Source organism: Alkalihalobacillus sp. BA299 (assembly GCF_017745675.1).
Taxonomy (GTDB): Bacteria; Bacillota; Bacilli; order Bacillales; family Bacillaceae_F; genus Alkalihalobacterium.
Genome location: NZ_JAFLJM010000006.1, coordinates 152,383 through 178,892, shown reverse-complemented (window position 1 = coordinate 178,892; position 26,510 = coordinate 152,383). Strand labels below are relative to the sequence as shown.

General features: G+C 33.2%; 24 protein-coding genes and 1 riboswitch. Of the genes, 3 read left to right on the top strand and 21 right to left on the bottom strand.

Annotation, left to right across the window (positions count from 1 at the left end):
• Positions 1–17 precede the first annotated feature (17 nt).
• Both J0N78_RS10130 and sigK read right to left on the bottom strand, forming a co-directional pair.
• Positions 18–617, bottom strand: coding sequence for a hypothetical protein (locus J0N78_RS10130; protein ID WP_209122938.1), 600 nt, complete (start codon positions 615–617; stop codon positions 18–20).
• 258 nt (positions 618–875) lie between these two features.
• Positions 876–1,580, bottom strand: a complete 705-nt coding sequence (sigK, locus tag J0N78_RS10125) for an RNA polymerase sporulation sigma factor SigK (RefSeq protein WP_209122937.1) — start codon at positions 1,578–1,580, stop codon at positions 876–878.
• A gap of 551 nt (positions 1,581–2,131) precedes the next feature.
• Positions 2,132–2,228, top strand: a riboswitch (cyclic di-GMP riboswitch).
• A 33-nt stretch (positions 2,229–2,261) separates the two neighbouring features.
• On the opposite strand from sigK, the gene J0N78_RS10120 reads away from it, so the two are divergent.
• The gene (locus tag J0N78_RS10120) at positions 2,262–2,399 is read left to right on the top strand and encodes an anti-repressor SinI family protein (protein ID WP_209122936.1); all 138 of its coding nucleotides are present in this window, start codon (positions 2,262–2,264) and stop codon (positions 2,397–2,399) included.
• A 178-nt stretch (positions 2,400–2,577) separates the two neighbouring features.
• On the opposite strand, the gene J0N78_RS10115 is transcribed toward J0N78_RS10120, so the two are convergent.
• Positions 2,578–3,045 carry a VanZ family protein gene (locus J0N78_RS10115; protein ID WP_209122935.1) on the bottom strand — a complete coding sequence of 156 codons (468 nt, stop codon included), beginning with the start codon at positions 3,043–3,045 and terminating at the stop codon, positions 2,578–2,580.
• Between the two features lie 106 nt (positions 3,046–3,151).
• Between J0N78_RS10115 and J0N78_RS10110 the strand changes: the two genes are divergently transcribed.
• Positions 3,152–3,322 carry a hypothetical protein gene (locus tag J0N78_RS10110; protein ID WP_209122934.1) on the top strand — a complete coding sequence of 57 codons (171 nt, stop codon included), beginning with the start codon at positions 3,152–3,154 and terminating at the stop codon, positions 3,320–3,322.
• Between the two features lie 27 nt (positions 3,323–3,349).
• Here J0N78_RS10110 and J0N78_RS10105 read toward each other — a convergent pair whose 3' ends face one another.
• The 11 genes from J0N78_RS10105 to J0N78_RS10055 form a co-directional block, all read right to left on the bottom strand.
• A complete protein-coding gene (locus J0N78_RS10105; RefSeq protein WP_209122933.1) occupies positions 3,350–5,161 on the bottom strand; it encodes an ABC transporter ATP-binding protein in 1,812 nt (603 codons plus the stop codon).
• A gap of 10 nt (positions 5,162–5,171) precedes the next feature.
• A complete protein-coding gene (locus J0N78_RS10100; RefSeq protein WP_209122932.1) occupies positions 5,172–6,359 on the bottom strand; it encodes a nucleotidyltransferase domain-containing protein in 1,188 nt (395 codons plus the stop codon).
• Positions 6,352–6,828, bottom strand: coding sequence for a lasso peptide biosynthesis B2 protein (locus J0N78_RS10095; RefSeq protein WP_209122931.1), 477 nt, complete (start codon positions 6,826–6,828; stop codon positions 6,352–6,354). Before J0N78_RS10095 ends, J0N78_RS10100 begins: the two co-directional genes overlap by 8 nt.
• Positions 6,829–6,860: 32 nt before the next feature.
• Positions 6,861–7,166, bottom strand: coding sequence for a lasso peptide biosynthesis PqqD family chaperone (locus tag J0N78_RS10090; protein WP_209122930.1), 306 nt, complete (start codon positions 7,164–7,166; stop codon positions 6,861–6,863).
• Positions 7,163–8,101: an HPr kinase/phosphorylase gene (locus tag J0N78_RS10085; RefSeq protein WP_307794921.1), complete on the bottom strand. Its 939-nt coding sequence runs from the start codon at positions 8,099–8,101 to the stop codon at positions 7,163–7,165. The genes J0N78_RS10090 and J0N78_RS10085 overlap by 4 nt, the downstream gene beginning before the upstream one ends.
• Before the next feature lie 136 nt (positions 8,102–8,237).
• Positions 8,238–8,414: a paeninodin family lasso peptide gene (locus J0N78_RS26500; RefSeq protein WP_209122928.1), complete on the bottom strand. Its 177-nt coding sequence runs from the start codon at positions 8,412–8,414 to the stop codon at positions 8,238–8,240.
• A gap of 16 nt (positions 8,415–8,430) precedes the next feature.
• On the bottom strand, positions 8,431–10,383 hold the full coding sequence (locus tag J0N78_RS10075) for an asparagine synthase-related protein (RefSeq protein WP_209122927.1): 1,953 nt from the start codon (positions 10,381–10,383) through the stop codon (positions 8,431–8,433).
• Between the two features lie 497 nt (positions 10,384–10,880).
• Positions 10,881–11,018 (bottom strand): paeninodin family lasso peptide, encoded by a 138-nt coding sequence (locus tag J0N78_RS10070; RefSeq protein WP_209122926.1) that lies wholly within the window; start codon positions 11,016–11,018, stop codon positions 10,881–10,883.
• Positions 11,019–11,034: 16 nt separating this feature from the next.
• On the bottom strand, positions 11,035–12,975 hold the full coding sequence (locus tag J0N78_RS10065; protein ID WP_209122925.1) for a lasso peptide isopeptide bond-forming cyclase: 1,941 nt from the start codon (positions 12,973–12,975) through the stop codon (positions 11,035–11,037).
• A 466-nt stretch (positions 12,976–13,441) separates the two neighbouring features.
• Complete coding sequence (locus tag J0N78_RS10060; RefSeq protein ID WP_209122924.1) at positions 13,442–16,303, bottom strand: right-handed parallel beta-helix repeat-containing protein; 2,862 nt, start codon at positions 16,301–16,303, stop codon at positions 13,442–13,444.
• A 31-nt stretch (positions 16,304–16,334) separates the two neighbouring features.
• A complete protein-coding gene (locus J0N78_RS10055) occupies positions 16,335–16,490 on the bottom strand; it encodes a hypothetical protein (protein ID WP_209122923.1) in 156 nt (51 codons plus the stop codon).
• 218 nt (positions 16,491–16,708) lie between these two features.
• Between J0N78_RS10055 and J0N78_RS10050 the strand changes: the two genes are divergently transcribed.
• A complete protein-coding gene (locus tag J0N78_RS10050) occupies positions 16,709–18,862 on the top strand; it encodes a right-handed parallel beta-helix repeat-containing protein (protein WP_209122922.1) in 2,154 nt (717 codons plus the stop codon).
• Between the two features lie 175 nt (positions 18,863–19,037).
• Here the strand turns inward: J0N78_RS10050 and J0N78_RS10045 are convergent, their stop codons facing one another.
• The 7 genes from J0N78_RS10045 to J0N78_RS10015 form a co-directional block, all read right to left on the bottom strand.
• On the bottom strand, positions 19,038–19,196 hold the full coding sequence (locus J0N78_RS10045) for a hypothetical protein (RefSeq protein ID WP_209122921.1): 159 nt from the start codon (positions 19,194–19,196) through the stop codon (positions 19,038–19,040).
• Positions 19,197–19,222: 26 nt separating this feature from the next.
• Positions 19,223–20,260, bottom strand: coding sequence for a UDP-glucose 4-epimerase GalE (galE, locus tag J0N78_RS10040; protein ID WP_209122920.1), 1,038 nt, complete (start codon positions 20,258–20,260; stop codon positions 19,223–19,225).
• Between the two features lie 83 nt (positions 20,261–20,343).
• Positions 20,344–22,119 (bottom strand): ABC transporter ATP-binding protein, encoded by a 1,776-nt coding sequence (locus J0N78_RS10035; protein ID WP_209122919.1) that lies wholly within the window; start codon positions 22,117–22,119, stop codon positions 20,344–20,346.
• Between the two features lie 26 nt (positions 22,120–22,145).
• The gene (locus J0N78_RS10030; RefSeq protein WP_209122918.1) at positions 22,146–23,417 is read right to left on the bottom strand and encodes a hypothetical protein; all 1,272 of its coding nucleotides are present in this window, start codon (positions 23,415–23,417) and stop codon (positions 22,146–22,148) included.
• A gap of 16 nt (positions 23,418–23,433) precedes the next feature.
• A complete protein-coding gene (locus J0N78_RS10025; RefSeq protein WP_209122917.1) occupies positions 23,434–24,390 on the bottom strand; it encodes a polysaccharide pyruvyl transferase family protein in 957 nt (318 codons plus the stop codon).
• Positions 24,391–24,406: 16 nt separating this feature from the next.
• On the bottom strand, positions 24,407–25,447 hold the full coding sequence (locus J0N78_RS10020) for a glycosyltransferase family 2 protein (protein ID WP_209122916.1): 1,041 nt from the start codon (positions 25,445–25,447) through the stop codon (positions 24,407–24,409).
• A gap of 56 nt (positions 25,448–25,503) precedes the next feature.
• On the bottom strand, positions 25,504–26,502 hold the full coding sequence (locus J0N78_RS10015) for a glycosyltransferase (protein ID WP_209122915.1): 999 nt from the start codon (positions 26,500–26,502) through the stop codon (positions 25,504–25,506).
• Positions 26,503–26,510 lie beyond the last annotated feature (8 nt).

Sequence of the window (26,510 nt, the reverse complement as noted above, 5' to 3'; positions counted from 1 at the left end):
CTTTCTATGTCAGATTATTACAAGGTATTATTATTTTCTGTTGTCACTTGTTTAGGTTTTGAAATTCCTAGCTCCTCAAGCTGCGCTTTGGCTTCTTCTTCTGTTAGTGTTCCGGCTTTTACTTGTTCTCTGATTTCTTTGACTTTTTCCATTGTTTCTTCATCTAGGTGATGACCGAAGCCGCGCATGCCTCTCATTCCCTTCATTGGAAGGGTAATCCCCAATTCTTCAAGCTCGGCTTTCGCTTCTTCCTCTGTTAGCGTTCCGGCTTTTACTTGTTCTCTGATTTCTTTGACTTTTTCCATTGTTTCTTCATCTAGGTGACCGAAGCCGCGCATGCCTCTCATTCCCTTCATAGGGTGGGTAATCCCCAATTCTTCAAGCTCGGCTTTCGCTTCTTCCTCTGTTAGCGTTCCGGCTTTTACTTGCTCTCTGATTTCTTTGACTTTTTCCATTGTTTCTTCATCTAGGTGACCGAAGAATAGTGTTTTTTCTTCTTGAGTTGAACTACTTTCCACTTCAGAATCTGTCTCAGATGCAAAGGCAGGTATAGCTATATTTCCCGCTCCAATCGTTAAAGCTCCTGCCATCATAAATCCTATTAATTTTTTATTCATTGTCTATCCCTCCAATTTTTTATTGGGTACAGCTTGCCTTACATCTGTACTTTAACCTGGCAATGTGTCAGGAAAATGTCAAAACAACATTCATTTTAAATTTTTACAAAGAAAAAAACCTACTGAACTAAATCAGCAGGCTTCATCTTATTTATCATCTTTGATAATATTAATCGACATATTGAATTTCTTCTAAATCATAAACAGATTCAAAAAAGGCAGTTAGAGACTCCTTCTCGCCTACTGCCTTTCCATCTTTTATATCGAACCATTATTTCTTCGATAAAATTCATGAAACAACTTCATCAATGCTCGTTTTTCTATGCGAGATACATAGCTTCTGGAAATGCCTAATTCTTTCGCAATTTCACGCTGGGTTTTTTCCTTCATTAAATCTAAACCAAACCGACCCACGATCACTTCTTTTTCGCGTTCATCTAAAACATGGATGTAATCGTATATTTGTTTCTTTTCCATTTTTAGCTGAATCGTATCGACGATATCATCGGTTTCTTCTTGGAGAACATCAATTAAGGTAATTTCATTTCCTTCCTTATCCGTTCCGATTGGATCATGAAGAGAAACGTCTTTCTTTACTTTTTTTAATGCTCTTAAGTGCATGAGAATTTCATTTTCTATGCATCGAGCTGCATATGTCGCTAGTTTTGTGCCCTTTCCTTGCGAATAGCTCTCGATCGCTTTTATTAACCCGATTGTACCAATCGAGATAAGATCTTCTGTATCTTCTCGTGTATTTTCAAATTTTTTCACGATGTGTGCGACTAATCGTAAATTATGCTCAATGAGGCGATTACGAGCTTCTTCGTCTCCTTGTTCCATGAGCTGTAAGTATTTTTGCTCCTCTGCTTTCGAAAGCGGTTGCGGGAAGGCATTGTTTTTTACGTATGATACAAAAACAATGACTTCTTTAATGAAATAGGTGATGGCTGCAATTAATGACACTTCCTCACCCCCATAAGGTTAGTTATCTTATGTCTATGTCTGTTTGGGCTCGGTTGTGTCTGTACACATTAAATAAAGTTTTTGCAATTCTTGGAATCATATTCATCTAGATAAAATGCTTTTGTACTACAAGTTTTAGGACTTCTACCTCATATTAATTATTTATGCAAAAACTTCGTAACTCCGAAAGCTGTAAATAAAATTATTAATCTCAAAAAAATTTAACTTTTTTTGAAATAAATATGGAAATTTCCGACATATTATTTTATTTTTTAACATTAAATTCCAAATAATTGAAGTATAATACAATTAATTTTATAGGACTTTAATCCTCAATTAGATAGTTTCTACTATTATAATCATGTTTATATAAGTATTTTTTACTATAATAGCATAAAAATCACTCTTTGTTCTGATAAATATTAATATTCTGTAACCGACACGCTTCAACACAATAAAATACTTTCACCGTATATACTAGTAACTAGGTAATACATAAGTCATAGAGAATCTCAAAAACTATAAAAAATCATGTATGTTTCTATAATTCATTCAGAAAAGGGCAAACCTGTTGAAAAATAGGGACGCAAAGTCACAGATCTAAGGTTGATATAGAGATATTTCAATGATGATGGCTGGACTACCTGAAATGCTAAAAAGTATTTTAGGAGGGAAACGCGAGTGGAAAAAAATGCAACTGAAAAACTGGACCAAGAATGGGTAGAATTAATTAAAGAAGCGTTGGATATGGGGATGAGACAGGAAGAAATCAGGTTATTTTTGTTCAAAAAATCAAAAAATGCACAGGGAGATTTATAAGAAGAATCCTCTCTAAAAAAGCAAGCATTTATTTTATATTGTTATACTCCTAAATATGTGAACACATTGCAAGACTTCAAATGATCGAATTAGCATAATCATTAGACTAAGGAAAAGTGGTAAATGGTGAACTGAACCTAAGTTACCACTTTTTTTGTATATTCTTTATGTTACATCCCTAAATTTTTTCTTTATTTCTTGAAAAACTCGCTACTTTCCTTAAAGTAAAACCAAACGTCGAACATCGATTATGATAGCATCTCCGTACGACAAACCACAAAACGAAGACCCCTATCGTATTTTTCAAAATATCATCCATAGCAAAAGATCTGAATGGAACATAGAATTGATGAATTTCGTCTATTATACCGTATAAAACAGCAACTGTTGCAGCAAATATCTCCTTTTTAATACTGAGTTCCCCGAATGTCAATAATGCAAATATTAAGAAGAGAAATAACAACCCAATTTGAATGAGATGAGCTAATTCGAATAATATCCCCATTATGAGTATGACACTTGGACTTAGGATAACAGATACTAATTCTAATCTACTAGGGTTAAAATGACTTGATTGGAACCAGATTAAAAGTATATATAAAACGGGGATGATAACAATAATTGTTCGAAACAGAACCAAATGCATAAAATTTACCTACTTTCACCCTAACCATACCATATAAGCCATGATATATCGGTTATAGAATACTTCTCTCTACGTAGCAATACTATTTACAGAGGAGGTTATACAAATGTACTTATTATTTAAACATGCTATAAAGAAAGGAAAAGAGGCCTATCACCGCTCTTTGTATGCTTATAATTTAATTCTTTATAAAGATTGTCGAGATAATGAGACGAAAATAAAGTTATATAAGAAAGTAATTCACCATGAAAAACAACTAAATAAAAACTTAGTCTAAATATTTTTGAAAAAAAACACCCACATATTAGGTAGATGTCTGTGAGTGCACAACTTCCATTTGCTTTCTAAGCAATTTACTAAACATACTTCGTTTTTCCATAGCGAGTTGCGTAAATCCACCTTGCTGGATGATATGACCTTGGTCCAATACAAGCACCTGGTCTGCATGACGTATCGTAGATAAACGATGAGCAATAACAATAATTGTCATTCTTCCTTTTAGTCGTTCAATCGCTTCCTGAATTTTCGACTCATTTTCCGTATCCAATGCACTCGTCGCTTCATCCAAAACGAGGATCGACGGTTTCCGTAAGATGGCACGTGCTAAGACGAGTCTTTGTCTTTCTCCTCCAGAAAGTCGAATGCCACGGTCACCGATAAGAGTATCTAAACCTTGTGGAAGCTTGCTCACAAAATCAGCCGCTGAAGAAAACTCTAGTGCTTCCCACATTTCCTCTTCCGTTGCATCTCGAGCAACGAGTTGTAAATTCTCTCGAATACTTTCATTAAACAAGAAAGGATCTTGTGGCACATAACTAATAGCTGTACGCAAGGATAATAAATTTGAACTTGTTAAAGGACTCCCATCTAAATATATTTCGCCTTCTTCTGGCTGATTAAGTCCCATCAATAAATCAATTAACGTGCTTTTCCCTGCACCAGATGGACCGACTACGGCTGTCATTTGATTTGCTGGAATAAAGACATTTATACCCTTTAATGCATATTTGGGTTCACTTCGGTTATAACGAAATCCAATATTTCGACACTCTATACCATTATTGATTTGGAGGGGTTGTATGCTTTGACTTTCAATAGCCGTAAACTCTCTAGCATTCTTACATTCTTCTTGCATAGCTATGACAGCTTTTAATGCTGGAATGGTCGTTGCAATTTGCTCCAAAGAAGCTTGAATACCTGCAACTCTTGGCCATAACCTAGAAAAGATAATAATAATTAACATCAATTGACCTGCTTGAGGATTGAACAAGTTAACGGCGAAAAAAATAAAGGTAGCAATTAAAACAGCAGACGCAATTTTATAATATAATTGTGAGGTCGTTTTTAACCTCGTATACTCAATTTGTTCCTGTTCCATACTCTTGGTAACTGTTCGGTACCAGTTCATCCGTGTTTCTTCTAAAGTATTACTCTTAATGTCTTTAATCCCATTAATTTGATCCGTAATTCCGCCGAGGTAGGTTTTCCCTAACGTATAATTACGGTTGCCAAGTGCCATCGATCGTTTTAGGAATTTTCGATTAAAAAAGATCAGTACTAAACCACAAGCTAATACGAATGTAGTAATTGTTGTTGAAAGCCAAAAGGCAATCCCAATTTGAATACAAGTAAAAATAAGAGATGATAAAAATTGTAAAAAAGAATGAGTCCCTGCACTTGCACGAGCAATTTCAGCTGTTAACAGGTTGATAAGATCCGACTTTCGATTTTTAATAAAAAAGTTCCAATTGGCGTGAAGTATAGAATCATAGGTTTTTACGCGAAGATACCTGAAAAAACCATGCTGGATGATCGTATTCCTAATCGTAATTTGCCGTTGTAATAAATTTTGACCGAAGACTATTAAAACAAATGTCCCTAAAATGAAAGGTAAACCGATCGTACTCGGTATATCTCTCAGGAATTCAAAAGCATCTAACAAAGGTGTTCCAGAAGCATCGATATCTACAATCCCACTCATACTAATCAGTGGAATTAATAACAAAACTCCGACCCCGTCGAGTAAACTAATAAACAGCATCGCTAGGAGATTGATATAAAGTATTTTTCCTGCATAGGAATGAATTTGTTTTAAAAAGTAGAAAATATGTTTCATATATAGCCTCCTAAGATAATGCATGTTTCCTCGTTTTCCTCCAAGCCCATAAAAGCGGACGTAACGGAAAATACAAAAAATGTAGCGGCTTCGGTAACGGTAACGTCTCAGCATCCTCAGGATACGGATACAGAAAGCTCAAAATAAAAAGAATTTTTTGCCGAATAGACATTAAAGAAAACAAATGGCGTTTGTGATAGTTGGATACGTCTTCAGGGACAGGGTCTGTATGTAAATTAACCATTCTCTCTAAATAAAAGATCGCATCCTGTGCTAACTTTCTTGGACGTTTCTCAACTAGTAAAGACTGAAACTCCTTTGGAATCTTTGTATTAAATAATTGTGATGATAAGATGATCGCTTGACCGCCAACGTGAGTTACATCATATTTTTTTAATAGTTTATGAAGTTTTTTCCAATTAAAATCTTGCTGTAATAGTTGATGGATATCCATCAACCAACGAAGGCGCGACCATCCATGACGAGCACCATGGGAAACGAGAAATAAAAAGAGATCTTCATTCCCTAAAATGTAAACTGGTGTACTTGTAAGTGAACTAAGTTGCTTTCGTTCCCATAGCTCATTGAAGCTTTGCTCTTTTCTAGGACCAGGGTGTAAGCGCCAATGAATTTCCATTTTAATTCCCTTTTGAGGGTGGAAGTAAGTGACATGATGGTGTCTCCACCTCCAGTCGCTTAGCACCGTTTCAATGTAATCATCCTTCTCATAGCCAAGCTCAACTAGCAATTGTTCAGCTTCTTCCAGGTTTTCAATTGGAATAAGAAAATCTAAGTCACTTGACGTACGAAGAGAAATATCTCCGTAAAGGGACTGGGCTAGCACGGGACCTTTTAAAAATAGAAGTCGAATACCTCTTTTAGAAAATATTTGGTTAACTTGCTCCATCTCAGCACTCAAGTTCAGCATTTTGAATGTGTTCCGTCTGAATTGGTGGTTAATTTCCTGAAGAACATATTCAGGTACGACCGTTTCATTTGTTTTCTTTAATTTCGAATGTAGCATAGGATAAGCTCTGTGATGCATTGATAGTTCTAAAAATAAGTCCCAGTTGATGTCTTTAAATAGTTTCTCATTTTTCGTTGAAGTAGCTGAACCACCATGCTCCTTGATTAACTCTAAAAAGAGGAACAATTCTTTTGGTATTTGATTTAAGTTTAGAATGCAATTATTATCCATAGTTTTCCCCTTCGATCTGTGGGTTGCTTACTTTTTTAGCAAACTTACTTACCACAGTAAACTTATCCATTCCTTCTACACCAGAGATATAAAAAGGACCGCTGCGTAACCAAGCGTGAGCAATTAACTTACCATTTTCATCTTTAGCCGTACCTAAATAAAGAGTGCTTTCGATCCCACGCTTTTCAAGCATTTTCATCCCAGCGACAGCTTTAACAAGGCATTGGCTCTCCCAAAAAGTATAACGACTCATAATATGAATAGCTTGAGAGACTTCAAGTAATGTTTTTTTGTGGGAAGGAGTCAGGGTTAAAGTCGTTTCCTCCATCTGATCTCCTAATGATGAGACTACTTTCGAAAATGGAAGCAGTTTAAACACACGGGCCCATCCTAAATAAACATAAGCCTCAATAAACATTAACTTCATTTTAAAATCTAGTAGTATAAATGCTTTGATTTTTTGGAGCATAGGTTTATCCCCTTTATAAAACTAGCAAGTAATTATGAATTCGTTTGTTCTATAACTTCAATCAACCCTTCTTCAGCTAGTAGTCCTAAAAAAATCAACACTTGTTCTTCACACTCAGATGGGTCTACATCATATTGTGTTGTTAGTGTAGAAACCAATTGTCCAATAGAAAGTGGATCTTTTATAAGCTCCCAGATGTCACCACCAACATCTCCTAGATTATAGTATTTTCCATTTGAAATACTTAACATCACTTTTTCTCCATCCATATCACTAACGATATTTCCAGTTCCTTGTGAAACAATATGAGTTTTTGCAATGTTTTGATTTTTAATCATACAACTTTGGCCTCCTTATGAATAGTTGTTAAAATAAGCTCAGATAAGTCGTTAGCAGTAAAGCGTGAGATCGGTCTTTGAATTTGGTAAAGATCCATATAGCTCAACATTTTTGCTGATTGATTAAAATGCCACTCCAATAAACCAGATCGCTCGATAAAAAAATTACGGTATGTGTGATAAAAAAGTGTACGAAAACGTTGTAGATTTTGTATAGGTTGAAGTTGAATTTCTTCGTCTGTTGTTTTAACAAGTTCAAAGATTCCAGCTAAAGGCATCTTTTCATGAGCGAATTGATCTTTTACAGGAATAGCAAACTTTGTTTCCCGGTCAACAATTGGACGATACTGCTTCGATTCCATTCCAAATTCGTTCAGACTTTCCAACCAAAGCTTTTGCTGTGGGTAAGCAGGTGTCACAATTGGAACATTATTTTCGTTAAGGGAAACGGGTATGACATCATCACTAAGTAAACGATAACCTCTCTTTAAAAATGAAGAAGCAAGCGTTGATTTTCCAGCACCTGAATCACCAACGATGGCATACGCCTTTCCATTAATAGCGATAGCACTCCCATGCAAAGGAAGAATTTTTCGTTGCATTAATAGTGCTCCCATACATGTACCGAGGAGATATAAACGCATATGGTCATCTTGAGACCCTTCCAACGGAGAAACTAAAATTCGTTTACCTTCCTGGACTAAAAAAATAGCAGTATCAGGCATGTGGAACATAATCAAATTTTCTTGTATCACGAAATAAGGATCATTCGGTTCAGATAGCTCCTCCCATAAACTTGTCAAATCTGCTATACTAACATTTATATCTACTGATTTTACTTGTCTGTTTATTCGAGGTAATTCCGGTAGAAGAAATTCGCTTTGTACATTAAATCCGAATGCTTTGTAAACTAAATTTTCACTAGTTTTTCTAATCAATGATGTCTCCCCCATTTTATGTATTCTAGAACAGTCCTATATCAAAATCACGTATCCTATTTTTAAATAAAATCTCCCTCAACTTCCCTTATACTTGCTTAAGGTATAAGGGGACAGATTGGATATCTAATAATTAACTACCTAGATTATTTTTACAACTATTATTTGATGTAGTTGGGTCTTGATTTCCATTCATATTACCGTTATTTTCACCTACATCAAAGCAATCAGGAACTGCATTTCCTGGTCCATTCATTGTCAGACTTACATCAAGCACTTCCAACATTGGTTTCTTCCATGTCTTTTTCATCATCTCACCTCCTAACCTAAAAACTTTTAATAAATCGATAGACAATCAAAGACCTTGTTAATATTTTAAAATCATCATTAAAAACTAATTCTGGTCTTGGTTTTTTTCCCACTTTTAAGATTGCACTCTTTATTACATCTTGATTTAGTATTTCAGATACAACTGGGTCATTTGCTAGTTGATGTAATTCCTCGATAAAAATATCCCAATGTGGAATCATGCGATGAATCACGTCAGCCCCTTGAATACCGCGGCTCTTTTGATTAAGTCTTACTTTATCAGGAAGAATATTTTTAATAGCTCTACGAAGAAATGAACGCTCCATACCTTCTTGAACATACTGTTCATCAGGAATTGCTAAACAAAATTGAATGACTCTTAGATCATTAGTAGGATCTCTATCCCATAAAGAATAACGTAAGGATAAGTTAGTATTTGCAACACCGCTTTTATTCCATGGATAGAGTTGTTTATAATATGCTTTTCGATATTCAGTTAAGTTTTCGATGGCAGAACCACCTGTTAAATCAATATCATATTGTTGGAGCTTCTCAAAAACATTCGTTTTTCTTGCAAGATCTGGATTTATAAACTGTGGGAACTGATACGAAAAAGGTTCATTCTTATTTTGAAGACGATCTATAAATGGAAAAGCCTTTTTCGCAACAATAGGGAGAATGTTAGATTTTCCTGTTTGATAATTTTGGGTATAATAATTTAATTCTTTAAATAAATGAACCCACCTTAGTTGTTTCAAAAGGTTTGCATAGTAATCAGTAGTTAATCCCCAAGACCCCCATGAAATCGAATGATTACCTCTTGCTCCATTTAAAAGGATTTTTATTCCTTGCTGCTGTGCTTTTTCACTAATCCCTTTAAGCCAGAAAGAATTTTCAAAAAACTTATAGGGCATTTCCATTAGCTCAAGAAAATCATCTATCTCAGATAATGGATCTTTTCCTTGAAAATTTATATATTGGTCTGATATGTTTCCAACATAATTTACGGTTTCTTTTATAAATGGTCGTTCATCAGGAATATAATAATTCGGTGTCCAATCAACAAAATCATCTTCTGGGATGTAACTATAGGTATGTAACACTTTATTTTCTTTTTGCAGTGCTTTTGCAGCAAAACTAACAACAGTCCCAGAGTCTAAACCACCACTTAATTGAGATCCAACCTCACCATAAGTTCTTAGTCTAGCTGTTACTGCCTTATTAAAGACGTCATGAAAGGCTTCAATATACTCTTCATTTGATCTCAACTTTAATTTTTCATTTACATCGATCGTACAGTATCTTGTCAACTTAACTCTGCCATCAGCTACAGTTATACTGTGTGCAGGAGGGACTTGATAAATAGATTTATAGACTGTTGAAGTCATATCTACAGCTTCCACCATACTCGGAATAGCTAAAAATTCAGCTAACCATTCTTCATTTAACTTTTTTGCAATATAAGGTAGTGAAAATAATGGTTTAATAGTAGTTGAAAAAACAAACTGGCTTTCATTTTTATAATAGTAAAGTGTTCTAGACCCAGAAAAATCTCTAGCACCAAAAAGCTTCTTTTTTTTCTCATCCCAGATCATAAAAACAAAATCACCAGTTATATGTTTCGGAACTTCTTCTCCCCACATTTCATAAGCTAGCAAAATTAATTGACTGTCAGGAATAGATTGTATCTGTGTTTGTTTAATTTGTAATTTATCAAACAATTCATCTCGATTATCAATGATCGCATCCGCTGTTATAACTAATTTTCTCTCATAATTATAATAAGGAAGGATTTCACCAATTGATTCAGGAGTAATCCATTGGTGATGACAACCAAAAAAAATAGTTCCTTTATTACAGGTATGTATATTATCAGCTGGATATTTTTTAAACTGTTGCATCAGATTACAACTATGTTCTAGTGCAATAAGTTCTTTGTTGAAATGTACAATACCTGTTATTGCGCTCATTTGTTTCCTCCATAATTTACCTAAATATAATTTTAATTCATTTTGTATTTCCAATAATTAAACAATAGATAAAATATTGTTTATATATGTTTTTTGTGAAAATTATTCTTTATTAAGAACAAACTAATAAAAAAATAATAAAACCCAATAATATTTTAGTAAATTACTCATTGCTTAAGTTAACACTCTAAACAATATTCTTTATTAAGAACGAACTTATATACATAAATTATCATCAACTCTATAGTAAGTCAATAACAAAAGTTATGTTACTCTTTAATAATATATTGAATTACCCTATTAAAATATTTTTTACATAACTTCTTATTAATTTCTACTATCCTAATCATTAAAGTTAAATATTGCTCCAAAGCCCTTATACATTTAAGTGTAAGAGCTTTGAAGACTAAAAAACCTTTAAAGTTGAATACTCATTGGGTTTCAAATTAAGAAACCCAATGAGTTTAGTTAAAAAAAGTGCAAATTTTATATGCTTTTTAACTTGTAAAACGAGGTTCAGAAGACTTTTGACCTGGAACATATGCTTCATCAGTATATGGCCCATCATCAGTAGAAGCCATTGTTTCATTTACATCAAGTACTTCTAACTCAGGCTTATACCATTGCTTTTTCATATTGTTTCACCCCCTTTCAAGTAAAATTTCTAAGAAATCGAAAGACAATTAAACTACGCATAAGAACTTTACTATCAGGGTCGATAACATATTCAGGACCAACGCCTTTGTTCACTTTCTCAACTGCCTCTCTAATAGTTTGGCCATCTAAATAGTACATAGCCTTCTCATCCTTAATAAGGTTATTCATTTCTTTTATGAATATATTCCATTTAGGAAGCATACGATGTACCCAGTCTGCACCTTGCACACCATGAAAATGTTGGTTTAAACGAACCTTATCTGGTACTAGATTTTTAGTAGATCTACGAATAAGTGCCCTATCTAAACCTTTTTGAACATATTGATCTTCTGGTAATGATAAACAAAAATTAACAACTCTGAGATCATTAGTAGGATCACGTTTCCACAATGGATAACGAAGTGACAACTTGGTCGCAAGTGTATTACTAGCATTCCAATGGAACACATCTTCAAAATGTCTTTTTCTTTGCTCATAGATATCTGAGGTTGTAAACCATCCTTCTTTACTCATGCCATATGCATTAAGCTTTTTGAAAACATTAATCCTCTTTGCAAACTCTGGATTAATAAGTGTAGTATTATTATAATCTTTGTTTAAATTAAAGAATTGACTGATAAATGGAAATGCTACTTTTGTTATAATAGGTAATCTTCTTAACCTCGCTCCCCCAGCTTTTTGACTGTATTGATTTAGCTCCTGAAGTAGCCGAATCCATTTCAACCTTTTCAATAAGGTAGCGTAATAATCTATAGCTGAGCCCCAAGATATTGTTAAATTTCCTCTACCACCATTGAGTAAAACTCCTACATCTTCCTCACAAGCTTTCTCATACATCCCCTTTAACCAAAAAGAATTTTCAAAGAATTTATATGGCATCTCCATAATGTCAAGAAAGTCATCCATTTCAGAATATGGATCTCTTCCATCAAAATTTAGATAGTGATCCTTAATCCCCCCTACATGTTGTACGGTAGATTTAATAAAAGGCCTCTCATCTGGCATTAGATGTTTAGGGGTAAAATCATTAAAATCACTTGGGGGAATGTAACTAAATGTATGTAATATTTTATTCTCATTTTTTAGAGGTTTAGCAGCAAATCCTACAATAGATCCTGAATCTAACCCACCACTTAACTGTGCACCAACTTGACGATGTGTACGTAAACGTGAGGTAACTGCCTTTTGAAAAACATCTTGAAATGCTTCTACATACTCCTCATTAGATTTTAACTTTAATTTTCTCCCTAGATTTAATAAACAATATCTTTTAAGAGTTACTTTACCTCCCCTGACTAACATACTATACGATGGAGGTAATTGTTTAATACCTTTATATGGCGTAATAGAAGCATCTACTGTATCAATCATTCCTGAAATTGCCAAAAACTCTGCTAACCATTGTTCGTTAAGTTGATGTTTTATATACGGTAAGGACAGTAATGGTTGGATGGTTGTGCAAAAATTAAAGTACTGTTTATTTTGGGAATAATAAAGAGTCCGACTTCCCGAAAAATCCCTTGCACCGAAAAGTTGTTGTCTTCTCCCATCCCAAATCATAAAGGCAAAGTCACCCACTAAATACTTAGGTGTTTCTTCACCCCATTTATAGTATGCAAGTAAAATTAACTGACTGTCAGGCATCACTTTACGCTCAGACAATTCTACATCTAATCTAGCAAATAATTCATCGCGATTATCAATAATCGCATCAGCTGTAATAGCTATTTGCCGATTACGATCATAGAAAGGTAACTGTTCACCGACTGATTCAGGTGTAATCCATTGGGCATGGCAGCCTAAAAAAAGGTTTTCTTTATAGAAAACTTGAATGTCGTCAGCAGGGTAAACTTGCAAAGAGGACATGATGCTATTTATATGTTCTATTGATACAGGTTCCTTATTTATATGATAAATGCCTGCAATAGCACTCATTGTTTACCTCCAATAAAATCATAGTTGCATCAGTTCATACCAATCTACGTTCTTTAAAAAGAACATAATTACAAAAAAATATATACCAAGGGAGATACAAATTTAGTTTTCGCAACATGTGCTTAAAAAACAAATTACAGTTCTTTATAAAGAACATTTTAAACATACCATCTTCTTTCTCTAAAGTCAACTAATTGTGGTCATATTTTGTTAATCAGAAGTTCAATTTTTATGGTTTACCTTTTAACTCCCTTTTAATAATAAATGTTTCTTCGAATACATCGTTTTATTAAGAAAAAAGCTTACCAACTATCTCATAAGGTGAGACTTTGCCGATAAGCTTGTTTTTTCCTGATTTACAGCAGCTTAATAAACTAGAGTTACTGCTTTTTATCATTATCTTTATTACCTACAATAGTTGTTGCTTATTAAACAGCTAATCTTGAATGTAATTTGTTGCCCATTATTACCCAATTAAACCAAACGGGTAGAATAAAGCCCTTTGACCTAAATACATCCAGGTGACAGTCCCATCAACAGCGCTGCCAGTTGTATGCGAGGGAGCTTCCGTTCCTGTTGTCCCTGCAACTGTACATTCATATACATTGTTATTTGTATAAACAACGGTTCCAACAGAGTAGTCAGTATTTTCCTGCCAAATACTTTGAGTGGCGATCCCTTCCTGGGTACAGACCCAGCCGATATGCCCTCCTTCTTCTGGTCTTGCATCCTTTACAATTTGGCTTAACATATAATATCCTGAATTTGGCTCATTAATGCTATGAGTTTCGGGATCATAGCTAATAAATATTTCAGGATCTTCTTCAGGCAAATTAATGTTTACAAACCGATTATTGGCTGAAACAAATTTTCTCATACTAATTAATCTACTATAGTACACAAGATTTAGTATACCGCTACCAGTGTACGTTAAGTTACAGCTTTTCATATGGAATTCAAAAGTTCTCCAAGTAAACGAATTCGTTATTAATGGATTAAAGTTATCATTAGCAATTTCAATATCACAGTTACTTATCTTAATAATCCCATAACCGTCTTCGTTATTGATATCGTTATTGATAAGGGTAGTAATAGATTCTAGTAAAAACCTACTATTATTTACAGACAGTATGGGGGTTTCATGAGGTGTATTGATATTACCTACATGAAGTCTAGTGTTTTGTAATACACTGTTATTCACGTTTACTTCCCTTTTCTTCTTAAGGTAAATATGATTGTGTATTAGACTACTTCTAAAGTTGCAGTCATAAATACTGATTTTTCCACTTTCTATATTACTAGTTCTAGTATCTAAATTTAATCGAATAGTATTAAACACGGACCCAAAAATCCCGTTAGTAATTAAACGTACACTTCGAAGGTTGGTTGTGTTTGATTCAAAAATACAAGCCTCTATTTTGTCAATACGCATGGTTGGTTCACTACCTGTATAGTGTCCTGTATACTTAAAGGTGTTGTCTTTAAATACATCTGTTATCCTATTTGCAGGCATATTAATCATTTCAACATCAACAAAAGTATTTCCCTTTACGTATACTGTATATCCACTACCTGAAATGTTGACACGACTATTATGCACACTATTATCGGTTATATGAACATGCGCCCCAGGTAAATTTGCTGTCATTAAACCAAAAGCACTCATTCCACAATGATATAAATAGTTCCCTTTAACTGTAGCAAATGATAAGGAATATAAATTGATACCTATCCCAGTTACATTATAAATATGATTGTTATCAATGTGAACCGAGTAACACCCTGCTAAAATTCCATGGTTCGTGTTATAGATAATATTATGTCTAATAACACAATTATCGCCATAGGAATCCTCCTGGTTTATTCCGTACCTTGTCGGGTCATTAAATAAAGGTTTATCATCTAATTGATGGAACCCATTGTCCCTAATGACATTATGCTGAACAATGTTATAACTGCCTCCTAATGTAATTCCTCCTCGATGATTAGCCAATACTTCATTGTGTTCAATTATATTATGATGTGGAATATTCCCAAACTTTATCGTAATATTCATATTCTTCAAATGATTCGTTTCTTGTCTAAATACAAGCCTCATTTTCTTCGCTCCTACTGGAACGGTGATTGGAGTATAAATTTTTCGATTCATTTGCCTTTTTTGTAAGTAGCTATTATCTTCTCTATAGAAAAAAATATCTACTTCTTTTGTATTAATGCTCGTCGTTCGGTTATATCCAAAGCCTGCGATTTGAAATTGCGGGTAATCTCGTAACGTGATAAAACCTGAGGTTAAAGAATTATTGGAACTCGTTAGTTCTCCTGTGGAATTATCAATGCTATTTAAAGACAGATTCAAATTAAATTCAGCTAACTCTGATGGAGACCTACTATCCATAGAAATACCATCACCCATATAGTCTCTAACAATACAGTGCTTCACCGAACTATGATTGGTTCCACGAGAAAATAAGACACCATAAGTGTGTTCCTGTCTTCGCTCGTTTGAATTCACGAAACTCCTGTCAGCTCTACAACCGATAATTGTTCCACCCATTAAATGTGCATTTGTCACATTACTAAAAGTTATACTTGTTCCAATAAAATTGTAATAATCCGTTCCCGTCCGGGTATCAAATGGAGATTTATTATCTGAATCATAAATAACCTTTAGTACCGATTGATTTAAGTGAAAGGTCAAGTGACTTTGCATTTGTATCGTTCGAGGATAACATATTGCATACTCCCCTCTTGGTAGCACGACTAGAGTATAGCCATTGTTATATGCATATTCTAGAGCGTTATTAATCCCTTGAATATTAGCATCAGCCATATAATAATCTTCGCTAGTATAAGGTTTTGTTGGTAACCCTTCTGTAATTCCCCAACGGTCTAGCTCAATTATATAAGCTGCACTAGAGCTTGACTCAGGCGCTTCGGAAGCCATTTGTAGAGGCTTCCATGTTCCATTTTGAAAAGATAATACATCCCCATTTTTTGGTTCAACTGTAGTTACATCAATATTAGTAATATCTTTTAAAGTGTGATTATGATTTATGTCTGCTTTATTGACTAATTGATTATCAACATACTCAGCACTAGCCTTTGTGCTTAATTGATTGTTAATTACTTCTAACTCGGAATTAACATCATCTTTATTTGCTTTTAAGCCTAGTAACTCGTGTACCTCTATATGGTCCGCTAACTGACGATTCCCTTCATTTGTTCCAATAAAAAGTTCACCAGTATCTGTACAAAGTCCAAGCTCACCTTCATCTAATAATGGTAAATCAGTTTTTAGTCCACGCCTTATTTGAATTTTATAAGACATTTATATCCCCCCACAAAAGTTTGCGTCATTCTTAAGCTGATTCGTCAAAATAACCTCCGTTTATACTAAGGTTAGTTAGTTCACTTAAAAAGTCCCCACCATCTATTACAATCGTTATGAAAGTGCCTCCATCAATTTTCATAGTATCGGATGGAATAGAGGTTCTAATTACATTTCCAAACTTCATTTTTTGCACCTCCAATTTTCCTCTTAATTTATCTATATTAAATAAAAACTCAACTTCTTGTGCTCCTTACTATTTAAACTGAATTTATGTCAAAAAGTTTATTGCTAAGGAGACCTACCTATACTGTAAAATATCAGGATATTTAATTTGATAACAGAAAATATAGATGTTATATCAAATACCCTTTAAATATAAAAATGAGGAGAGGTGTAATCTATATGAAAAAGATCATTCTATTTGTATTCACGTGTTTTTTATTTTCCCTTTCTTATGTACAAATGAACAGTAGTCAACTAGCAATTCCATCGGTTTTAGGAAAACAAGCGTTTCCTACAATTTTTGCAATGAACGAATCAACCTATGAATTAGACTTAAAGAAGTGGAACATATACAACGATGGTACACACCCTATTGAAACAACTAAAGGGATTAATGACGCACTTCAATGGGCAAGTGAAAACGATTATACGGTGTTCAAAGTCCCTGAGGGCAATTATCTAATAGACAAAGATAGTCATATTGATATGGTTTCAAACATTACATTTTGGTTAGATGATAAGGCTGTACTGCAAAAAGAAACAAATGACTATTCTTCTTATAAATTGCTACACATTGGACCTGGTGTTAAAAATGTAATTTTAAAAGGGGGGACATACATAGGAGATAAAGAGACTCATGACTATGCAAGCGGTGGAACTCATGAGCATGGTTATGGAATTATTACAAGTGGGGCAAATAAAATAACTTTAGATAACATAAAAGCGATCAATTTCACAGGGGATGGCCTGTCCATCGGTAAAATCGGGACTTTAATTCAAGATGTTTATGCTCCCTATTTTGAATCAGGGTGTGTCGATGAAGAAGGTAATTTAAGGAATGATCGAACAAAATCAAGGCTAACAAATCTTCCAATTAATCACTCTTACTTTGATATTCAAAGAACATTCCAATTCATCCATCAACAAAACATGCCTGAGGACAGCTATGGATATGTTGCTTACTTTTATAAAGAAGATGGCACATTTTTGTCTAAACAAGACAGCACAGAATCAAATACACCAGTAGGATGGGGATTAACCTCAATACCTGAGGAAGCTGCTTTTTTTCATGCGGTATTTCCAATGCCAGAGGTTCCAAACGATATTTATTTAGAATATTGGATGCAAGGTGTGTCTAAACATATTACCGTCAAAAATTCTGAGTTTGCCCATAACCGTAGGCAAGGAATTACGATTGGCGGAGCCCAGGATGTACTGATTACAAATAGTCAGTTTCACAATATGGGCGGTGCTGCACCCGAGTCGGGAATTGATTTAGAAGCTGGGTACAACTTAAATGATAATATCCATATTAAAGAGAACCAGTTTTACAATAACGCCAAATACGATCTAATTCTATATGATGGTCGAAATGCCGTAGTAGAGGACAATCACTTTGCTTCTAAAGGGGAGATCGGCCTAGCTATTTCTGAACCGTTTAAGTATGCTCAGATTAATAATAACCATTTTGATGGAACAAAAATCTATGCATACAATCATGCTACCTTTCGTAATAACAAAATGAATGATGGATTAGCAGCTTTTTTAGGACACGAGCTTGTTATTGACAGCATGACCTTTACAGACACACTTGTGAATTTAGCTAGTGACAAGTCATTTGGAATAGAGGCTTCGAACATTACCGTCAACAATACTAAAAAATTGCACACTCCATTTGGAATAAATAATAATCCTCTGCATTTAAAAAATGTGACGATAACTGGAGAAGCTGCCCTTGATAGCTTTTCTGGTAATGCGAGTAACGGAAGTATTTTTGAAAACCTAGAAGTTATAGGTTATAACCGTTCGCAACTCCCTAGAGGGACTTATAAAGATTGCAAGTTCATTGCTACTGAAAACGAAACGGTATATGGGTCAGTCGCGGTCAACAACTCTGGAGAGTACATCTTTGATAACTGTGTTTTTGAGTCTAGACATGGTGGGTTTAGTATTAATAGTTTTCATGGTATTCCTGATCATGTTGCTATTACAAACTCTGAATTTAATGCATTAGGTGATACGCATGCTATTACCATAACATCGGCTAATAAAGTCCAATTAGAAAAAAACAACATTAATGCAAACCATATGGAACGTTCGGATTTAGAAGTACTTAGAGTAGGCTCCTATTGGACAAAAGATGAACCGTATGAAGTAAAAGATCTAACGATAAGAAAAAATACGATTAGATCCAATCTTGAAAACAAAGGGATCTCTACGATTTATTCTGGTAAAAATGCCCCGCCATATATCATTGAAGATAATGTACTTTATAATGCAACACTTGATTTAAAGGAAAATGATTTAAATACAGAGGCAAATACTCAAAAGTAAGTAAAAAAGGGTGCTGATTAAATATGTCAGCACCCTTTTTTGTATAATAAAATACACCTAAGCCGATTACACGTTTATCTGGCGATATTTTCGCGTCTCATATAGTTCGATAAAGGAGATAGATACTCCTTAAAGCACCTAAAGGATCCAACGCTCTCTTCATTCTTGAACGATATTAAATACCTTTAGGTAGCTCTCTTCTCAACTCTTCATCTACATCACAAATAACTGTTACATCAAAACCATTATTGTATAGGAATTCGAGTTGTTCTAATAGAAAGCTTCTAATTGTTATTGATGTTGTCGTTACAACACAGAGCTTTAGTTCTTTCAAATTTCTTGCGTTCTCGTATTCTAACACTATTTTGTAACTTGTCTTTCTAACTTTGTATCATACCCATTTGGATTTTGGGATTGCCAACGCCATGAATCCCTACAAATCTCATCAATTCCTTTTAAAGCTTCCCACCCTAACTCCTTTTTCGCCTTCGAAGGATCCGCATAACTAATAGCTATATCACCTGGTCGACGTTCAGTGATTTGGTAAGGGATGGTCTTGCCTGTTGTTTTTTCAAAAGAATTGATCATATCGAGAACACTATATCCTTTTCCTGTTCCTAAATTATAAGCATTGACTCCAGTTTTATTTAAAACATGTTCTAATGCTTTTAAATGACCATTAGCTAGATCAACTACATGGATATAGTCGCGTACACCCGTTCCATCGTGTGTAGAATAATCACCACCAAAAACACTTAGTTTTTCCAACTTACCTACTGCTACTTGAGTGATGTATGGAAACAGATTATTTGGTATCCCATTTGGATCTTCTCCTATTAACCCACTCAAGTGAGCACCGACTGGGTTAAAGTAACGCAATAAAGCAATACTCCAATTATTATTTGAAACATAGACATCTTGTAATATTTCTTCAATCATCAGTTTTGTTCTACCATAAGGGTTCGTTGCCTGAAGAGATAATTCTTCGTGAAATGGGACACAATCCTGATGTCCATAGACAGTAGCAGAAGAACTAAAAACCATTCGGTCAACTCCAAACTCTTCCATCACCTCACATAGATTGAGTGTCCCAGTAATATTATTGTGATAGTATTTCAATGGTAAAGAGACAGACTCCCCTACTGCCTTAAGTCCAGCAAAATGAATGACAGCACTTATATCATGTTCTAAGAACACCTTACTAAGTGCTTTTTTATCTAGTAGGTCTACATTATAGAACAACAAATCCTTTCCAGTGATTTGTTTTACCCTGTCTAATGCCTCTTGTTTACTATTCATTAAATTATCAACTACAACAACTTCATATCCTGCATTCAAGAGTTCAACACATGTATGTGAACCTATATATCCTGCACCGCCTGTAACTAAGATTTTCATACTCCTACTCCTACTCCTCTCTAAAAAGAAAAAGAAACACCTCATTAAATGAGATGTTTCTTTAAATTTATCGATAGAAATTTTTATAAAACCGATCTTTCATTTTTATTTTCGATTGAAACTAGTCTTCCTTTACTCATTTTAAAGACCGTATCACAGTTCTCTATAGTACTTAATCGATGTGCAATAATAATTAATGTTTTTTCACCTTTTAGACCATCAATAGCCTTCATGATTTCCTTTTCTGTTTCATTATCTAGAGCTGATGTAGCCTCATCCATAAATAAGATTTCTGGATTGTAATATAATGCTCTTGCTATTCCAATCCGTTGACGTTGCCCTCCTGATAGTCTAACTCCACGTTCCCCAACATGAGTATCCAATCCATCAGGTAAGGACATTACAAACTCTTTTAAATGAGCTTGCTCTAAAGTATACCAAACTTGTTCATCATCAATACTATCACTATCAAGTCCAAATGCAACGTTTCCTCGTATTGTATCGTCTGATAAGAAAATAGCTTGTGGGATATAACCTATCTTCTGTTGCCATAAGGATTTTTGATCAAATAGATCTTTTCCATCTACTAATACCTTACCTTCTTCAGGTTGGAAAAGACCCAGAATTATGTCTACTATTGTTGTTTTACCTGCACCTGACTCTCCAATAAATGCCACTGATTTTCCTATCGGTATGTTTAATGAAACATTCTTTACGGAATAATCTTCTTGTTTGGGATATCGGAATGATATATTACTTAACTGTATAGACTTAGTAAATGTTTTGTTTTCTGATATTTTATTTACAACAGGAGTAGAGTGCCCTAGACTTTGAGACTCATCATTCCCATCAAACAAGTCTTCATGAACCAATGCTAATGCTGGGTAACTATATTTCATTGAAGTTATTGATGCAATTACTCTATTAATAGAAGGCATAAGTCTAAACGCAGCCATAGCAAAAAGAGCCATAGTAGATACAATTTCAGTTTTAGATGTACCTTGAAAAATTATGATTAACATAGTAATGAGAACAATTGAAACTAACAATGTTTCAATAAAAAGCCTAGGTACCTGTTCTAATATTTTCATATACCTACTGTTGTTTACTTGTACTTTAATATATTTTGCGTACTCATTAACAAAAAATCGTTCTTTTCCCGAAACTTTTATTTCCTTGCTTGCACCTAACCCCTGATTTACTGCCTTAATCATTTTTCCATTAACTTTTTGTTGTTCTTTTCCAAGTGAGCTAATCTTATTTCTGAAAATACTAAAGAAAATTAAAACACTTCCACCTAATAGAATTGAAGCGGTAAGTGTTGCGAGTGGTGCTGTTATTAATAATAGTGCTAGAAGGCAAGTAATGACTAATACTTCCGTCATTAAATGAAAAAAAGATAAAATGATCCCTTGGAAAACCTTCGGGACTTCTCCTGTTACATTTCTTAATAAATCCGATGTATTTCGCTGCAGATGAAACGTATATTTTTTTCTTAAATATTTTTGAAAAAGTTTTCTTGAAAGCCTTACTTGTTGATTGAGTATAACTCGATATTGAATATATTGAAAGAGTAATAAATATAAATTCTTAAAGACAAAGATGAAGAGTAATACAATCACTGAAAAAATAATAAAGGCATTAGTTGATCCAAAATTAAATAGGTGATATATATATGATAATATTGGTTGATCTAATATCATGTCGGGGTTTGTTATAATGCCAACAAAGGGTACAATTAGACCTATTCCAATTGTTTCAAATAAAGCCGCCATAATCATCATTAAAAATATGATCACTAGCCTTTTCTGTTCTTGTCTATTAAATAACATGAGCAACTTATGGACTGTATCTTTCATCTGTCTAACACCTCTATAATTATTAATTAGTTCAAGTTTATTACCTTGTTTATTGTATTCTTTATTTTCCCTTTAAAAGAATACCAATTTTCTAATCGTTCTTTTTTTCTATTAATTAAAATAAAGTTGGCTTTTTCAAACCAACTAAAAAATCCATAGGAGAATTTAGGAAGTGCCTCACTATTAGTGGCTACTCTTGATTGAATATCTTTATAGTAATGCATATTATGGTCAGTTACATAACTGTGATTTTCAATTTTATCTTTTATACTTTGCAACGCTTGATAATCTATAATTTTAAATCCATGGTTTTCTGGACTAATTCCATTAACTATCATCGATAGAATTGTTCTTGAACACTTCTCACAAACCGAACAGTTTTTGCCATCACTAGATTGCCAACAGACCCTAAGTTTTAAATCCCCATTTCCAGACTTAATGTAATCTCCAATTAAAGCTATTTTCTCATATCTTGTTAATTCATAACCTTGATGAATTGTAATATACCTCTTACTGCCCCATTTAATATTACTATCAATTTCAGGGTGAGAACCAAAAGGTATGACTATTGAAGGGTTATGTGTAGCTGCAAAATAAAGATTGCTAATTTCTTTTTCATATGTATAAGGAGCAGATAAACCAATAAGGGCTAATCCATGTTGTACCTGAGGCCACCAATGACCACCGACGTGCTCTTTGAAAGAAATACTTAAATTACTATAATTAAGAATTTCTTTAAAATTAGATTTAATTGTACTTACTTTTGTGTTGACCGAATTTGCAAATTGCTGAATTTCATCTATTACAGGTCTCCAACCTAATTCGTTGTCAAATTTTATATCTGCTCCCCATACAGTTAATAAAACTGGTTTCTTATGTTTCTTTTGTATGTAAGCTGCTAAAGAATCCACTCCTCCACTAAAAAACATAGCAGCTAGGTCCGCATTTTTATAATGTGCTTCATTATTTACTATTTGATTAGGTTTTATTTCCCCTCGCATTTTAAGCGAAGGGTACATTTTTTGAAATGATTTCTTTACAATTGCCATAGAGGTTAAGAATTCTCTATCTATCTCCTCACAATAAACTATAGTATCCGAAGCCCAAACTATAGGTAATACATTAGCTAAAAAGGGAATGGCTAATACACTTAATGGTACATTTATTACTTTACAATCATATTCCACAAAGAAAGTATCATTGGTTAAATAGTTAGCAATATCTCCAATACAAGAGTATGACACTTCCACTCTATTATCTATAACCTTAACATTTTCTATATTAAGCTTTGATTTCATTATTATTATTTCCTCCCTACTTCCTTTTTTCATCAATTAATTTTGCATTTTTAATTTTATTAGTCCAACAATTATAATAGCCTGAGTTCTTTCCATAAGAATTATCAATTACAATATTTTTCTTATCCATTAAACATGCCAGTATATGTCCGTGTAACCGAGAAGTTATAATGTTTTCATGCTTTTCAAAAAGTTTTATTGCCTTCTTGATAATATAACTTGTATAGATGAAATATAATTTTGAAATAATAAATGATGATAGCAACTTTTGGATTTTATAGGAATTATGCGCTCTACTAAACAAATTTAATATTTTCCGATCAAGAGGAGAGTAGAGTAAATGCCAATCAAACTCTTCTTGAGTTGGATTAATTTCTTTTATATAGTCTGAATCTACTCTTTCTTTATCTTTTCTTAGAAAATAAAGGTTTTTAATAGTTGGCTTTGTATTAGTTTTAATTGGGTATAATGCATGAGCCATATCTTGTGAAAGATAAATAGTTTTAAGATATTTACTGGCAATATTGAAACTTTCAATATCTCTTACATAAAGATGAAAGTCATCATGCTTTCTAAAAACTTTAAAATCTTTCTCGCTTTCACTCTTGTCTTTATAGTAGATTGACTGGGGAAGAACAACAATACGATTTGAAGGAAAGTTTTTCACTAGTAGAATTCTTAATTCTTGATGTATTTTATACAAATCACCAAAATTCCCTCCACCCTGACAAACAATTATTATATTCTTTTGGACCTGGATTTCATTTTTTTCTAGCATGAATTTCACCATATGATAACTAAACCTTTTTATAACACGAATATTATTTTCTTTAAAAAACTTCTCAGTTCCTTGCCAAATCAACATATCACCAACATTATTGTAAACAGGGTAGTCAAAATAATAAACTTTAGATCCTCTAGGAATAACATCATTAATTTTACTTAATTGTTTTTTTAATTTTAAAGCAGTCACTGTTAACTCCTTTCTATCAAGTTCCTTTTATAATTGATCTTTTAATTGAAATTTTTAATTTGTACTTAATTTCTCTCATTCTCTGTTTCATATTGAAGCAATCTATATTTTTTTGAAATAAAAAAAACCTCTTTTTTGAAGCTTGTATGATCTTCTTATATTCACTAAGGTTTTCGTTACTAATAAAGTCATCATAGTATTCTGAAATGACTCGCTGAATCATTTTTCTATACAAATATTCTCTATCTAGCTGTTGATTTTTTTGAAGCATGTTAAAGTGAAACATTAATTGTACAAATAGGTGTTTTTGAGATAGGTATAAAATAAGAGAATTAAGATTATGTTCCTTAAAATATTTATATCTTTCTATTTGTACTTCTAAGCCATCTAAGTTTTTTATTGAGTACTTTTTTTGATCGGCCATTATACTGCCTTCTCGTTTTATGTAATTGTATTTACCCAGACCAATAAAAACATATTTTTTTAAATTATGTAATATTTTGTATGCAACAAACCCATCTTCGTAGGTTTTATTAGGGTACCTTATATCGTTAAACAACGTTTTTTTATATAATTTATTATAAGTCACGTTACGGTATGGTAATTCCAATAACCTTTGGAGAGCGAACACATTATCACCAATTTCCATATTCCCATGACCCTCAATTGTACGATTACTTGTTCCTTCAATAATGTTTAAACTACATTCTACTACATCTGCTGAATGTTCATATGCTGCTTTATATAGTTCCTCATACATATCTTTTTCAATATAATCATCACTGTCCACAAAACCTATGTATTCACCAGTAGCTAGATCAAGGCCTGAATTTCTAGCAGAAGAAAGTCCACCGTTTTCTTTGTGAATAACCTTGACACGTTGATCTTGTTCAGCATATTCATCACAAATAGATCCACAGTTATCTGGAGAACCATCATTTACTAAGATAATTTCCAAGTTAGGGTAAGACTGGTTCAGAATTGAGTCTATACATTTATGAAGGTACTTTTCTACTTTGTATACAGGAACAATAATACTAATTTTAGTAGTCTCCATACTTTTCTCCTTCAGGGAATTAGTTATTATTAACTGAAATAACATAATACATATTTTTAACTAATATTTTTTAATGATCGCTTTAATAATGGATATACTTTGAACTTAAGAGATAAGTAGTATATGTACTCTCTATAATTATTACATTCGTATGAAAATCCAATTTCTCTTATACTATCAGTAATCATGTCATAATTAACTATTTCACGTAACTTAGTAAAATTACTTTCTTCATGTTTTATATTATTAATTAGTAAGGTATAGATATTCTTAATATAATAATAAGCCATGTCTTTTCTATAGTTTGCTTGCTTCAATAAACCTGCTTTCTCTGATAACTCTCTTCTTAATTTATATTGCTCTATTAAACTTTGGTTAAGTAACGGTTTGTGTTGTTTACTCATTGCACTTTCAGAATTATTAATTGTATAAAAATATAAGGGCTCTGGGATTGCATAAACTCTAGAAGAAGCAAGTAAGACTTCTAAATTAAAAATTACATCTTCTCCTATAGAAATTTTCTCACTAAATTTAATCTTTTTATCAGTTATTACTTTTAATTTATAAAAATAACGCCAAGAAAAGCACAAATCATTGTTAGAATGAATATTATTTGAACTTAATATCATGCTCTTACCATCTAGAAGTTCATTTAATTTATATCCTGGTACTATATTTTGCTTATTTGGTATTGTTTTGTATCCACTAATTACTACATCGCATTTTTTAGATTGGGCGATTGAAACTAACTTTACAAAGAACTCTCTATCTACTTTATCATCAGCATCAATAAAAACTATGTAATCACCCGTTGCCAGTTGAATTCCTTTATTTCTCGCACTACTGACACCACCATTATTCTTATGAAAAACCGTTATCCGCTTATCTTTCTCAGCTAACTTATCACATATAATGCCTGAATAATCTGTGGAGCCATCATTTATTAGCAGTATCTCTAAATTGTTATAAGGTTGATTTAACAAAATTTCGATACAGTCTGAGATCCATTTTTCAACATTATAAACGGGTATTACAACGCTTATTTTTGGTTCCATCACCTCAT

Bases quoted from the DNA above. Each gene is read 5' to 3' on its own strand.
- J0N78_RS10130 (WP_209122938.1), bottom strand. From the start codon at position 617: ATGAATAAAAAATTAATAGGATTTATGATGGCAGGAGCTTTAACGATT.
- J0N78_RS10115 (WP_209122935.1), bottom strand. From the start codon at position 3,045: ATGCATTTGGTTCTGTTTCGAACAATTATTGTTATCATCCCCGTTTTA.
- J0N78_RS10110 (WP_209122934.1), top strand. From the start codon at position 3,152: ATGTACTTATTATTTAAACATGCTATAAAGAAAGGAAAAGAGGCCTAT.
- J0N78_RS10105 (WP_209122933.1), bottom strand. From the start codon at position 5,161: ATGAAACATATTTTCTACTTTTTAAAACAAATTCATTCCTATGCAGGA.
- J0N78_RS10100 (WP_209122932.1), bottom strand. From the start codon at position 6,359: ATGGATAATAATTGCATTCTAAACTTAAATCAAATACCAAAAGAATTG.
- J0N78_RS10095 (WP_209122931.1), bottom strand. From the start codon at position 6,828: ATGCTCCAAAAAATCAAAGCATTTATACTACTAGATTTTAAAATGAAG.
- J0N78_RS10090 (WP_209122930.1), bottom strand. From the start codon at position 7,166: ATGATTAAAAATCAAAACATTGCAAAAACTCATATTGTTTCACAAGGA.
- J0N78_RS26500 (WP_209122928.1), bottom strand. From the start codon at position 8,414: ATGAAAAAGACATGGAAGAAACCAATGTTGGAAGTGCTTGATGTAAGT.
- J0N78_RS10075 (WP_209122927.1), bottom strand. From the start codon at position 10,383: ATGAGCGCAATAACAGGTATTGTACATTTCAACAAAGAACTTATTGCA.
- J0N78_RS10070 (WP_209122926.1), bottom strand. From the start codon at position 11,018: ATGAAAAAGCAATGGTATAAGCCTGAGTTAGAAGTACTTGATGTAAAT.
- J0N78_RS10065 (WP_209122925.1), bottom strand. From the start codon at position 12,975: ATGAGTGCTATTGCAGGCATTTATCATATAAATAAGGAACCTGTATCA.
- J0N78_RS10060 (WP_209122924.1), bottom strand. From the start codon at position 16,303: ATGTCTTATAAAATTCAAATAAGGCGTGGACTAAAAACTGATTTACCA.
- J0N78_RS10055 (WP_209122923.1), bottom strand. From the start codon at position 16,490: ATGAAGTTTGGAAATGTAATTAGAACCTCTATTCCATCCGATACTATG.
- J0N78_RS10050 (WP_209122922.1), top strand. From the start codon at position 16,709: ATGAAAAAGATCATTCTATTTGTATTCACGTGTTTTTTATTTTCCCTT.
- galE (WP_209122920.1), bottom strand. From the start codon at position 20,260: ATGAAAATCTTAGTTACAGGCGGTGCAGGATATATAGGTTCACATACA.
- J0N78_RS10035 (WP_209122919.1), bottom strand. From the start codon at position 22,119: ATGAAAGATACAGTCCATAAGTTGCTCATGTTATTTAATAGACAAGAA.
- J0N78_RS10030 (WP_209122918.1), bottom strand. From the start codon at position 23,417: ATGAAATCAAAGCTTAATATAGAAAATGTTAAGGTTATAGATAATAGA.
- J0N78_RS10020 (WP_209122916.1), bottom strand. From the start codon at position 25,447: ATGGAGACTACTAAAATTAGTATTATTGTTCCTGTATACAAAGTAGAA.
- J0N78_RS10015 (WP_209122915.1), bottom strand. From the start codon at position 26,502: ATGGAACCAAAAATAAGCGTTGTAATACCCGTTTATAATGTTGAAAAA.